This window comes from Exiguobacterium aurantiacum (assembly GCF_024362205.1).
GTDB classification, from domain to species: domain Bacteria; phylum Bacillota; class Bacilli; order Exiguobacteriales; family Exiguobacteriaceae; genus Exiguobacterium; species Exiguobacterium aurantiacum_B.
On sequence record NZ_CP101462.1, the window covers coordinates 2,621,722 to 2,633,721 of the forward strand.

The 12,000-nt window shown below is 50.4% G+C and carries 15 protein-coding genes; 7 read left to right on the forward strand and 8 right to left on the reverse strand.

Annotated elements, in window-relative coordinates; genetic code table 11:
• Complete coding sequence (locus NMQ00_RS13525; RefSeq protein ID WP_255177094.1) at positions 1 to 456, reverse strand: hypothetical protein; 456 nt, start codon at positions 454 to 456, stop codon at positions 1 to 3.
• A gap of 318 nt (positions 457 to 774) precedes the next feature.
• Here NMQ00_RS13525 and NMQ00_RS13530 point away from each other — a divergent pair, with 318 nt between their 5' ends.
• Positions 775 to 1,254 (forward strand): glucosaminidase domain-containing protein, encoded by a 480-nt coding sequence (locus tag NMQ00_RS13530; protein ID WP_255177095.1) that lies wholly within the window; start codon positions 775 to 777, stop codon positions 1,252 to 1,254.
• A gap of 216 nt (positions 1,255 to 1,470) precedes the next feature.
• Positions 1,471 to 2,085: an SAM-dependent methyltransferase gene (locus NMQ00_RS13535; protein WP_255177096.1), complete on the forward strand. Its 615-nt coding sequence runs from the start codon at positions 1,471 to 1,473 to the stop codon at positions 2,083 to 2,085.
• Here the strand turns inward: NMQ00_RS13535 and NMQ00_RS13540 are convergent.
• On the reverse strand, positions 2,064 to 3,158 hold the full coding sequence (locus NMQ00_RS13540; protein ID WP_255177097.1) for a HAMP domain-containing sensor histidine kinase: 1,095 nt from the start codon (positions 3,156 to 3,158) through the stop codon (positions 2,064 to 2,066). The two genes, NMQ00_RS13535 and NMQ00_RS13540, sit on opposite strands and share 22 nt — an antisense overlap.
• Positions 3,155 to 3,847: a response regulator transcription factor gene (locus NMQ00_RS13545; protein WP_255177098.1), complete on the reverse strand. Its 693-nt coding sequence runs from the start codon at positions 3,845 to 3,847 to the stop codon at positions 3,155 to 3,157. The genes NMQ00_RS13540 and NMQ00_RS13545 overlap by 4 nt, the downstream gene beginning before the upstream one ends.
• Before the next feature lie 243 nt (positions 3,848 to 4,090).
• On the opposite strand from NMQ00_RS13545, the gene NMQ00_RS13550 reads away from it, so the two are divergent.
• Positions 4,091 to 4,555, forward strand: a complete 465-nt coding sequence (locus NMQ00_RS13550; RefSeq protein WP_255177099.1) for a DedA family protein — start codon at positions 4,091 to 4,093, stop codon at positions 4,553 to 4,555.
• Between the two features lie 2 nt (positions 4,556 to 4,557).
• On the opposite strand, the gene NMQ00_RS13555 is transcribed toward NMQ00_RS13550, so the two are convergent.
• On the reverse strand, positions 4,558 to 5,571 hold the full coding sequence (locus tag NMQ00_RS13555; protein ID WP_255177100.1) for an ABC transporter permease: 1,014 nt from the start codon (positions 5,569 to 5,571) through the stop codon (positions 4,558 to 4,560).
• Positions 5,564 to 6,292 (reverse strand): ABC transporter ATP-binding protein, encoded by a 729-nt coding sequence (locus tag NMQ00_RS13560; protein WP_255177101.1) that lies wholly within the window; start codon positions 6,290 to 6,292, stop codon positions 5,564 to 5,566. The genes NMQ00_RS13555 and NMQ00_RS13560 overlap by 8 nt, the downstream gene beginning before the upstream one ends.
• Before the next feature lie 171 nt (positions 6,293 to 6,463).
• On the opposite strand from NMQ00_RS13560, the gene NMQ00_RS13565 reads away from it, so the two are divergent.
• The 4 genes from NMQ00_RS13565 (at position 6,464) to NMQ00_RS13580 (ending at position 10,336) form a co-directional block, all read left to right on the forward strand.
• Complete coding sequence (locus NMQ00_RS13565; RefSeq protein WP_255177102.1) at positions 6,464 to 7,063, forward strand: TetR/AcrR family transcriptional regulator; 600 nt, start codon at positions 6,464 to 6,466, stop codon at positions 7,061 to 7,063.
• A gap of 168 nt (positions 7,064 to 7,231) precedes the next feature.
• Positions 7,232 to 8,734, forward strand: coding sequence for a phytoene desaturase family protein (locus NMQ00_RS13570; protein WP_255177103.1), 1,503 nt, complete (start codon positions 7,232 to 7,234; stop codon positions 8,732 to 8,734).
• Between the two features lie 138 nt (positions 8,735 to 8,872).
• Positions 8,873 to 9,598 carry a hypothetical protein gene (locus NMQ00_RS13575; RefSeq protein ID WP_255177104.1) on the forward strand — a complete coding sequence of 242 codons (726 nt, stop codon included), beginning with the start codon at positions 8,873 to 8,875 and terminating at the stop codon, positions 9,596 to 9,598.
• Positions 9,599 to 9,607: 9 nt separating this feature from the next.
• Positions 9,608 to 10,336 (forward strand): ATP-binding cassette domain-containing protein, encoded by a 729-nt coding sequence (locus NMQ00_RS13580; protein ID WP_255177105.1) that lies wholly within the window; start codon positions 9,608 to 9,610, stop codon positions 10,334 to 10,336.
• Between the two features lie 252 nt (positions 10,337 to 10,588).
• On the opposite strand, the gene NMQ00_RS13585 is transcribed toward NMQ00_RS13580, so the two are convergent.
• The 3 genes from NMQ00_RS13585 to NMQ00_RS13595 are packed head-to-tail and all read right to left on the reverse strand — an operon-like array spanning position 10,589 to position 11,982.
• Positions 10,589 to 10,981, reverse strand: a complete 393-nt coding sequence (locus NMQ00_RS13585; protein ID WP_255177106.1) for a hypothetical protein — start codon at positions 10,979 to 10,981, stop codon at positions 10,589 to 10,591.
• A 21-nt stretch (positions 10,982 to 11,002) separates the two neighbouring features.
• On the reverse strand, positions 11,003 to 11,488 hold the full coding sequence (locus NMQ00_RS13590; protein WP_255177107.1) for a hypothetical protein: 486 nt from the start codon (positions 11,486 to 11,488) through the stop codon (positions 11,003 to 11,005).
• Between the two features lie 14 nt (positions 11,489 to 11,502).
• Complete coding sequence (locus NMQ00_RS13595) at positions 11,503 to 11,982, reverse strand: hypothetical protein (RefSeq protein WP_131436860.1); 480 nt, start codon at positions 11,980 to 11,982, stop codon at positions 11,503 to 11,505.
• Between the last annotated feature and the right edge of the window lie 18 nt (positions 11,983 to 12,000).

The following is a 12,000-nucleotide window of genomic DNA, read 5'->3' on the forward strand; positions in this document are numbered from 1 at the left end:
TTATTTAGCGAAACTCAAGTCATGCCGACTCGGATGCTCCGGGTCAATCTGTCGGATCTTCCGCTCGTAATGTATCGTCGTGGCTGCCTGGGCAGCAATCGCACCAAAGAAAATGACGAGCCACAAAAGCAAGTTTGACTGCATCCCGTTCTTAAATAAGATGTAGAATCCAATCGCCCCGAACAATGAGACGGCATTGCGACCGACATACGTGCGGCGAATGAACTTCTGGACGGGTGGTTCGTTCGTCAATCGTTGCATGAATCGGCTCTCGCGCCACTCCAAATAGATCAACACGACGAGCGCCGCTAAAAAGGCAATTCCATAACCGGTTTGAAACTCGTTCATGACCAATAACGCAAATGATATCCCGACCGCGATGACGACCGATACGTGCAAGGGCATCCATCTTTTTTGATACGATTGAATCGAACGCATTCGTGCTTGTTTCTCCATTCCCATCACCTCGTTTCTATGTACGTGAGCAAATTGACTTTAGTTTCGTTAAAGTAATACTCTCTGATTAGACTGCATAAATTTGGATGATTCCTCCCGCTTAATCAAAATGAAATAATTAAAAAGCCTAATATATGGTATTATCTTCATAGTTTATTTATTGATTAGGGAGGAACAAAGATGAAAAACGTGTTCGTTTATTCGATCGGAATTGCTTTAATCCTATTTTCGTTGATTATATCGATGCCATCTGTTTCAGCTGCGTCAAAAAAAGAAAATCGTGCTATTATGGGAACGTCGGCATTAACACCTCAACAGATGGCGGACTTTGTCAAAAAGAAAAATCCGAAAAACGTCCGGCTTGAAGGTGTGACCGTCGAAGAACTCGCCAAGCTGTTCGTCGTCATCGGAGCAAAAGAAGGTGTCCGTGGCGATGTCGCGTTCGCGCAAGCATTGAAAGAGACCGGCTATTTCAGTTACAAAGGGGACGTCCTCCCAAGGCAACACAATTATGCGGGTATCGGCACGAGCGGTAACGGGGTAAAAGGCCATACGTTCCGCTCGCCTTTCCGAGGCGTCACGGCCCATATTCAGCATTTGAAGGCCTACGCTTCGAAAGACAAACTGAACATGAAGCTCGTGGACCCTCGCTTCCGTTACGTGAAACGAGGATCCGCCCCAACATGGCCCGCCCTCCAAGGCAAATGGGCGATGCAGCCGAGAGGCAACTATGGCAACGACATCCTTACGATTTACAAAGAGATGGAACGAACAAAACTTCGCGTCGCCAAAAAATGAATGACCTACAATGACTTACAGAGGTGAAAGATAGTGACTTGCAACCAAGTACGATTGTTTAGCGGACTCGCACTTCTCGTGACCGGCGTCGCTTTACTACTTAAACGTTAACAAGCATTCGGGGTATTTGCCCCGATGCTTTTTTATGTTTCCTGTAAACTATAAAGAAGACATTTAGACGTGACCGATATAACGTCCGTTAAGGAGGAACAGAGCATGTCGACTTGGGATAAACGATTCAACACGGATGAGTATGTGTACGGGGAAACACCGAACGCCTTTGTGAAGCAACAGGCACCCCTGTTCAAACAAGGGATGCGCGTGCTCGCAATCGCTGAAGGGGAAGGACGAAATGCAGTTTGGCTTGCAGAACAAGGAGTCGACGTGGACATGTGGGACTACTCGCAAGTCGGTCTCGACAAAGCAAACCGGTTAGCGGAACGTCGCGGAGTCACCCTTCACACCCGTCTCGTCGATTTGGCCGAGGCCGATTGGCCGGAAGACACCTATGACGCGATCGTCTGTATTTACGGACATTTCCCCGCTCATGTGAAAAAGTCCGTCGTTGCTGGTGTCAACCGAGCCCTAAAGCCAGGCGGTTATTTTGTAACGGAAGTCTACAGTGAGGCGCAACTCGCTTACGGGACGGGCGGTCCGAAGCAAAAAGAACTGCTTTATACACCAGCCGATTTTGCCCCACTCATGGATGCATTCAAAACGATTCACTTTTTTGACGGGACCGTCGAACGACACGAAGGTGCGCTCCATAACGGTGAATCGGCGGTGTTGCAATATATCGTACAAAAACATCACTCAATCGAAGAATTGTAATCTCGTTCGATTCGAAAACAGGCTTCGAAACAAATCCGATTCTCCCCTGAAGCATATGCCGTCAACGTGCCTTCATGCAGGAGCATGATTTGCCGGGCAATCGACAGGCCAAGACCATCACCCGGCGTCTCGCCTCGTGATGCGTCCACCCGATACGTCCGGTCAAACAAATGGTCGATGGACGCAATCGTCTGGGGTGTCGTCTCATTACACAGTTGCCATAAGACATGCTCGTCTCGTTCAACGAGTGTCAATTCGATTGGTCCACCTGGTGTCGCGTATTTCAATGCGTTCGACATCAAGTTCTGAAAGACGCGAATCAGTTGGTCTTGATCAGCTTCGATGTAGAGATCCGATTGCACATTGATCGATATGCGAGATCCGGCCTCTTCAAACAATGGGCCCATCTCGTGGACGAGCTGCGTCGTCAACAGACTGATATTCATCCGATGTTTCAAGAGCGTCACTTGAGATGAGTATAAGCGGTTTACATCCATCAACTGATCGAGCAATTGTTCGAGCTGGGCCGTTTTCTCGTTCAATACGTTGAAATGACTCCGTTCGACATCCGTCACGGCACGTTCGCTTTCAAGCAATTGCAGGTAGCCACGAATGCTCGTCAACGGTGTCCGTAAGTCGTGGGACAGGTTCGAGAACAGTTGATTGCGTTCTTCTTCGTGAGCCCGTTCTTTTTCGAACAGGTGTTGCAACTGCTTTGACATCCAATTCACGCTTTGCCCCAGTGAAGCCAGTTCATCCCGACCTTCCACTTCGACCGTCCGACCGAGGTCACCACTAGCGATTCGCTCAATCTCGCTCGACAAATACGTGATCTTGCGTAACGTTTTGCGCATCATCAATGAGAAGCCGATCACAAAAATAAAAATCGTAATAAACGTCACGGTCAAAAAGGCAAGATTGGACGTTAATGGCTCAGGCGTGGTCTCATTCCGAATGTAATACATGCTGATTGAGTAGCCCATGATTAAAAACGCGATCGTGGCGATGAGTGCATTGATTAAGATAATCCCAATCAGCTTGACGAGTAATCGGTCCCACTGTCGCTGCTTCATAACCGATACCCTACGCCCCAAACCGTCTTGATAAACGATGGTTTCCGAGGCGTATCTTCTATTTTCTCGCGAATTTTTGTGATGTGCACCATCACGGTATTATCGACCTCAAACGCATCCTCTCCCCACACGGCCTCATAAATTTGTTCGACCGTCAGCACTTGATTCGGATGCCGCATGAAATAGGCGAGAATATCAAATTCTTTTGGGGTGAGGCGAATCAGCGTCTCGCCTTTTTGGCATTGCCTCGTCTGCACATCGAGCGTCAATTCTTGAAACATGAGTTTTCCAGACTGGCTCGCTTGATGTGCCCCATAGTCACGATAACGTCGGAGCAACGACTTGACCCGAAGTGTCACTTCGAGCGGGTTGAACGGCTTTTTCATATAGTCATCCGCTCCGACAGAAATGCCTTGCATCAAATCCAAGTCACTCGTTTTAGCCGTTAGCATCAAGATTGGCATGAACTGTGTCTTCCGGATTTCGATGCATGTGGAAATGCCGTCCATGACGGGCATCATCCAATCCAAAATGAGTAAATCGATCGGTTCATGCGCGACGATGTCGAGCACCTCTTGCCCTGTTTTCGCAAACCGAAGCGCATATCCTTCGTTCTTCAAATAAATCGCGAGCAGCTCGCGAATTGCCTCATCGTCATCAGCAATCAAAATGGTCGGTTGTGACCGCATGTTCTTCCTCCTTACTTGAATACGCGTTATTATGGACGTTCTAAGCAGTCGTCTCGATTGAACTTAGCGTAGCATCTTTTTTCTGCTTCTGTTCCATCCTACGCGTCAACTTGTCTATTTATCTTAAGTGTACCGAGCGGATTGCAACGACTTCTGTGGTACTTCTTAAGATTTCTTAAGATGACGCTAAAAACTCCTTACGTTTGTCGGGGAATACTAGACAAAGATAAGGAGTGAACGAACATGGAATTATTGACACAATACGTGATGCTCGCCATCGGCATCATGTTTACCCCACTATCAGACGACGTATTGATGATTACCCATCTGACCGTCGCACCATCTGGCTTGGCGCTCTTCATCACGACGTGGGTCGTCTTCACGCTCGCGTTCAGTTGGTTTTATGTTGTCGGCCGCGGACTCCATCGCGTGATTCCGACTTCCAAGCGCAATTCCCGGTACTTGAATCGGGCGAAGGCACTCTATGAGAAGCATGGGTCACGGATTGTCCTCATCTCGTACTTTATTCCCGGCCTGCGCCATCCGCTCCACTACGTCGCCGGATTCACGTCACTCAAGTTTCGGACGTATGCATTCTACAATGCCATCTCGGCCTTTCTTTATACGGGCGCCTGGTTCATCGTGATTCGCTTAGCCGGGGATATTCCTGCATTTCAACAGCTCCAAAATTGGGTCCTGTCTTTATGACATCAATGTCCTCGATACTTCCCGAGCGCTCGCATGTTCAACATATAGAGCACACCCGCGTAAACAATCAAGCCGAGCACGTAGCCCCAGATGCCGGCGAAACCGCTACCGTACACCATCACTTCTTTGATTGCCGTCGCTCCGTAAAAGATGGGCATGATGTAGCTCAAGTTGCCGAGTCCATACGGAATCAATTCGAGCGGGATTAACCCTGAGAAGAACACTTGCGGGATGATCGTGAACGGAATCATCTGGACAACTTGGAGCTCTGAACGGGCGAACACCGAAATCGTCGCGCCGAACAAGACGGCCGTTCCGGCCATGAGGATCATCACGAGAAACACCCAACCGATATTCCCAAGCGACGTCAGCCCGAGCACGTAAATCGTATAGAGAACGATGAAGACGGACTGGACGACCGCAAACACACCGTAGCCGAGCGTATACCCTAGAATGACCTGTCCGCGTTTGATCGGTGTCATGAGCAATCGTTCGAGCGTGCCGCCGCTCCGCTCTTTGACGAGCGCCATCGCCGATAGGATGAAGACGAAGAAGAACGAGAACAGTGACAAGAACACATAGCCGAACGAATCGAACGTCGATTGTCCTTCCTCCCCATATACATAGTTCATCTCGATATCAGCCGCCGGATTCAACGCCGACAGCGCCGCTTGAATCTCTCGTACCGCCTTTGAAGATTTCGTCGATGGCTCTCGGAGCGTGATCGTCGTCCCTTCCTGCGTCGCTTCAAAAATCGCATCGACGTCTTTATTGTCCTCTAAATATCCGACCGGATTGTCGACCGTGTCCAACCTGACGTCGAGCGTCTCGGCTTCGAACGCCTCGACGAGTTGCGTTTGCGCGTTCTCATCGAGCACGACGACCGGCACGTAATCCGAGTCCCCGAGAAGAAAGTAAACGAGCGTCAAAATGAGGAGCGGTGCGATCAAAATCAAGGCGACACTCCGTTTATCGTTGAGCGTCTGAAAGATGACGCGTTTCGCCAAGTTACGCATGATCCGTCCCTCCTTTACGACCGGCGATGAGGAACAGTTCCTCGACGCGACCGTTTTCCGTTTGGTCTAACAGATGCGGCACAGTGTCGTAAGCGATCAAGCGTCCCTTATAGATGAGCGCGGCCCAATCACACTCGAGCACCTCATCCATGACGTGAGTCGAGACGATGATGGTCGTCCCGCTCGCCCGAATCGCTTGAAACTGATCCCAGATTTGGCGACGTAAAATGGGATCGATTCCGACCGTCGGCTCGTCTAAAAACAAGACGTCCGGCTGATGCAGGATGGCGATGGCGAGCGACAACCGTTTTTTCATCCCGCCCGAGAAGTTTCGGACGAGTTTTTTACGGTCGGCCGTCAAATCGACGAGCGTAAGCACTTCCGTGATGCGTTGTTGCAATGTCGTCTTGCCAAGCTTATAAATGGAGCCGAAAAACTCTAAGTTCGCCTCGGCCGACAAGTCGTCATACAATCCATCGTTCTGGGGCATGAAGCCGATGTTGTGGAGCATGTGCATGTTCGGCATGACCGTCTCCCCGATTCGAACCGAACCTTTGTCTGCGGCCAGAGCGCCGATCATCAGCCGGATGAGCGTCGTCTTCCCCGAACCGGACGGACCGAGCAGGCAACAGATGTCCCCTGAGTTGATGGTAAAGCCGACGTGGTCGATGGCCAATTGGTCACCGAACGATTTGCTGACGCCATTCAGTTGAATGTCCATAACGATTCTCCTTTTCGATGTCCGATTCATGTACACTTGACTAACAGACACCGTGTTGGTTTGTATGTTCAGTATAGACCTCGTCCGACAACCCAACAATCGGCAATATCGTGCATCGTGTCGGTTATCAGACAGTCCGCACTCAAGTGTTGGATAAAGGAGAAAAAACAGATGGGACATGAAGATTTACGCATCACACGAACGAAACAATTGATCAAGACGGCCTTTTTGGATTTGATTGACACGCACGGGTTTGAGGCGGTCACCGTGAAAGCCATCACCGAACGGGCCGGCATCAATCGCGGGACGTTTTACAGTCACTATGTGGATAAGTTCGACTTGATGGAGAAATTGATTGAAGTCATTTTTCATGAGGCCGAACAGAAACTGGTCAAACAGATTCCACGCGTCTTCGGTGACCAACGCGGACCCGCCGCTCATGAGTTGCTCGTCCCGTTCATCCGCTTCATCGAAGACAATAAAATCTTGATGAAACCGCTCCTCGGGCCGAACGGCGACCCTCAGTTTCAGGTCCGGCTCCGGTCGTATATGCATGCGGCGCTGTTCCAACGTTCCCCAACAGTGTTGTTCGACGCGACGAAAGCACTCGTGCCGGCCGATTATCTCGTGTCCTATATTTCCGCGGCCCATATGGGGGTCATCTACGAATGGCTGTACAACGACCGTCCTGAGACCGCTGAGGACATCGCCCGTATCATTTATACGATCACGTTTGAAGGACCGTTGACGGCCGGAGGTCTGAAGCCATAAGTTTTTCCCATCATCCAATTTGATAATTTTGTACATTCGAGCCCGATATGCATGTTCATACATCGCGAAGCAGGGAATAAGAGACGTGATGGCAAATTGTTAGAGTAGTTCATCACGCTCTCATACTTAAGATTGAAAAATACATGGTGGAAGAAGGGCGAAACACATATGCAAAACGTGAACAAATCAGTAATTGTGATCGGTGGAGGTCTCGGAGGGATATCAGCAGCCATCTCGCTCGCACAAAAAGGATACGACGTCTCTTTGTACGAAAAGAACGACCACATCGGTGGGAAAGTGAACCGGCTTGAACAGGACGGGTTCGGCTTTGACCTCGGTCCATCGATTTTAACGATGCCGCAGATCTTCGAGAAACTGTTCGCAGGCAGCGGCAAGCGGATGGAAGACTATGTACCGACAAAACGGCTCGACCTCGAGTGGCGCTCGTTCTTCCCGGACGGCACGGTACTCGACTTGTATCACGACTTGGACGTGATGGAGCGCGCCAACCCGTCGCTGTCGCGGAAAGACATGCGTGAGTATCGCGAGCTGTTGAAATATGCCGAGCGCATCTACCACACGACAGAGAAGGCGTATTTGAAGGAAGGGTTCGAGTCGCCGCGCGAAGCGGTCGCACAGACCGGTCTCTTCTCGACGTTGTTCGGCTTCGATTTGACGTCGACGATGTACGACGGGATCGCCAAACGAATCAGCAACCCGCATTTACGGACGATGCTGTCGTATTACGTGAAATACGTCGGCTCATCCCCGTACAGTGCACCGGCCGTCCTCAACATGATGATTTACATGCAGCACGCACAAGGCTGTTGGTACGTCGAAGGCGGGACACATAAACTGGCGGAAGGATTGACGAAACTCGCTGAAGAGATCGGTGTGAAGCTCCATACCGGGCAAGGCGTCGTCCGGGCCCATACGTTGAACGGACAACTGACGGCAATCGAACTCGAGGACGGACGGCTACGTTCGGCCGACTATTTCGTCTCCAATATGGAAGTCATCCCGTTCTATCAAAAGATGGTCGAGGCGGACGAGCAGTACGTCGACAAGCTCGTTGAAAAGTACGAACCGGCCAGCTCCGGTTTCGTGCTCCATCTCGGGGTGAACAAAGAGTATCCGGCGCTCGGCCATCACAACTTCTTCTTCTCGGAGAACTTGCATGAACAGATGGATAAAATCTTCGAGCAGCATCAGTTGCCGGACGATCCGACGATTTACTTGGTGAACGTCAATAAGACCGATCCGACACAGGCACCGCCCGGGCATGAGAACATTAAAATCTTGCCGCACATCCCGTACATCCAAGACAACCCGTTCACGCCAGAGGACTACGCAGCGTTCGAAGAGCGTGTACTCGATAAGCTCGAGCGGATGGGCTTGGACGGTTTGCGAGAACATACGGTGACGCGCGACGTCTGGACGCCGCATGATATCGAGCGCATGTACGGCTCGGACCGGGGCGCGATTTATGGGACCGTCGCCGATAAAAAACGGAACGGCGGCTTCAAGCACAAGAAACAGAGCGAGCTGTACGACAATCTCTACTTTGTCGGCGGCACGGTCAATCCAGGCGGCGGCATGCCGATGGTGACACTGAGCGGCCAGCAAGTGAGTGATAAGATCGCGAAACGTGACGGGGTCGTCACGAGCTAAATAACGGAAGAGCCCTCATTCATACGACTGAATGGGGAGCTCTTTTTTGCATTCCTCTCAAACTTGAAACTTTTTACAATTCCTTGCCGTATACTGCATAAAGGTATAGAATACTGACAACATATCGGGAGGAAGCCAATGCATCAAATTACGAGTTTTTTCTTTATGTATGCGAAAGTCGTCGTCAGTGATCGCGTCCCGTTCATCTTCACAATGGGGATCCCGCTCGCGATTGCACTATTGTACAGCCCGCCGAACATCGACACGATGACACCCGCTGAGTTTTCCACGTACTTGTCGTACTTTTGGGTGTACATCATCTTGGCGACGTATTTGAATGGCGTCGCACTCGAACTCGCTCGCATGCGCGAGCACGGTCTTATGAAGACGTACGTCATGATTTCTGGGAACAAATATACATACGTCACGGCCATCATTTTGGCACAGCTTCTGTTCGCGGCCATCAGCCTCATCATCTTCACGGTCATCGTCACGCTCGTCCACGGCCAGTTTTCATTCGGCCTGCTCGTGACCCCGTTACTTCTTCTGCTCGGCAGCTTGCCGTTAGCAGTCGGATGTATCAGCATCACGCTCCTGCCGGTGAAAGTCTCGAGCCTGATGAAGTTCGCGAACATCCTCATGTATCCGCTGTTCCTACTCGCCGTCAAACAGTCGGATCAATGGTTCGGGTACGTCAATCCGTTCTACGCGCTCCATCAACTGTCTCTCGCTCTGCTCCACGGCGTCACACAAATCGACGTCTCATTCAATCTCGTCGCCACCTTGCTCTCGCTCACCGGCTATGTCGTCATCGGACTCATCGCCATGAAACGATTCAATCTCGTCTCACTCGTCACACGCTAGGAGGAACTTATGCACATTCAACAGTTGTCGTATCGTTATCCGAAAGCGAAACGTCCCGTGCTCGACGACGTCTCGTTCACGCTTCACTCTAATAAAATCAACGTCTTAATTGGCTTGAACGGTGCCGGGAAGACGACGCTATTCGACTGCATGACCGGCACACTCCCGGTCGATCATACGTCGCTGTCGCTCGTCCCCTCGACCGACATGCTCTATTTGACGCAAAACATTTTATACTACAATGAACTGACCGGCAAAGACCTCGCTTTCTTTATCGGACGGTTGTCCAAACGACCCGATTTCAAAAAACTCGAGTCGTATGTGAACGGACTCTCGACCGCACGAGAGCAAGAGCTGTTCGAACACTTATGGAAGATGAAACTCGGGAAAATGTCTGTCGGGGAGCGGAAGTGGTTGTTCGTGACGTTGCTCGCCTCGGTCAAGCGCTCCCTCTATCTGTTCGACGAACCGACGAGCGGGGTCGACCCGGCATCGCGAATCCACATCATGCGGCGGTTGCACCGTCTCGTCCAAGACGGACGGACGTGCCTCATCTCGACGCATCAGCTACACGACCTTTCGCAATTTGACGCACATGTCATTTTCCTCCACGCGGGACGTGTGTTATACGAAGGTGACTTCCAAGACTGGTTGCGCGCCTCAGGGACGAACGACCCGGACGAAGCGTTCGTCGCGATGGTCGAAGGAACGATGAATGATGTGGCGGTGACACGATGACCGATTCATTTTGGGAACGACACCGCTTCAAGTTCTATACGATTGGCATGGTCATCTGCGGGATATTGGTAGGTATGTTTTCATAAAAAGAAGCATCTGACACGACGTCAGATGCTTCTTTTAGTTGCCTGAACTCGATTTTCCGATAATCAGCTTCAATACAACAATGATTCCGCCTAACATGACAGCAAAGGTACCAAGTGACCAGAGCATGTCCAACACTCGTAGATCCATCGTATTCGTCCTCTCCTTTTAAATATTATTTAGATTCAAGATTTCATTCACATCTTCAGTGTATATCGAATCGAATTCAAATACGTCGGTCCCTTCCATTCCACGAGTGAAGAGCATCTTGTCATCATCTAGAACCCAAACGTTCACCATTGCCTCCATCGTCGACTCAGACCGATTGTTCACTGTGATAACGTAGTCGGGCAAACCTGTAACTTTCGCTTCAGACAAAGGACTCGTCTCAATCAACTCGAGAAATCGCCCAATTTCCGCCTCGTCCGTGAGCGTATCGCCAGAAAAAACGATTGTGCTTTCATCTGCATACGTCCCGACGACAAGTTCACGACCGTTTTCATTACATGCATTTAAAAATAGTAGCCCGACAATTAAAAAGAAGACTAGTCTTCGTCTCATCCATCCGCACTTCCCTTTGGTTTACTTGAAGCGATCTTTAGATGCGTCGCGATGCGCCGTCCGCAGCTCATGATTCGTCACGTGCTCCGGGTCAATCAACTCGATTTTCCGGTTCACCCATACTGACAAGAAGATGAATGGGATGAACAAAGCGAGTAGCATAATTGCGAAGATGACGAGTGACCCTTCAATCGCCCAAGCGATGGCGATGAAGACCCCAAGCAGGATGACGTTCGCGAGCACGATGCCGAACTCGAGTCGCACGAACTTTTGATAGCGCGCGTCGTCATTGAATGTGAGCAGCAACTTCATCCGATGCCATGCCCGATAGAGACTTGGCAGCTGCGTCGCCATGATGATGATGGCGAACGTCGCGAGGGTGATGTCTTGCGTAAAGATGAAGTAAAAGGCGATTCCTAAAATTGCGAACGTGAGCAAGAGCGCCGTCCGGTTCACTTTCCGGTCGTTCTCGACCATTTGTTTCAGTCGTTCATTTTTATTAACCATACTGATTACTCCCATCATGATGACTTTCGTTTTTCGCGCTCGAGTTGCGCCTTGCCAAGCTCCGTCGCGGTCACATGCTCCGGGTCAATCGTTTTTAACTCACGGTCGATGCGAATCCCAAGCGCTAGGAACGTGATCAGACCGACGATAACAACGATGACGAGCGTAAGTAGCGTGATCCATCCGAGCATCGAGCTCGCGATCAACAGCACGAGAAACACGATGTTCCCGACGGCCAAGCCGAACTCGGATCGTACTTTTTGTTGGTAGCGAGCATCGTCGTTGAAGGTGAGCAGCAACTTCATCCGATGCCACCCTTTATACAGCACGGGCAGCTGTCCAACCAAGATGATCGGCAACAGTAAAAGGACATCCGTCGCCCAAAAATAGATGATGAACAGTGCGATGATTCCTATCGTCGGGTACAACATTTGTTTTTGTCGCTTTCGATCGTTCTCCATCATGCGTTCAAGTCTTATGTTATGGTCAACCATCCAATCCCCCTAATCAAA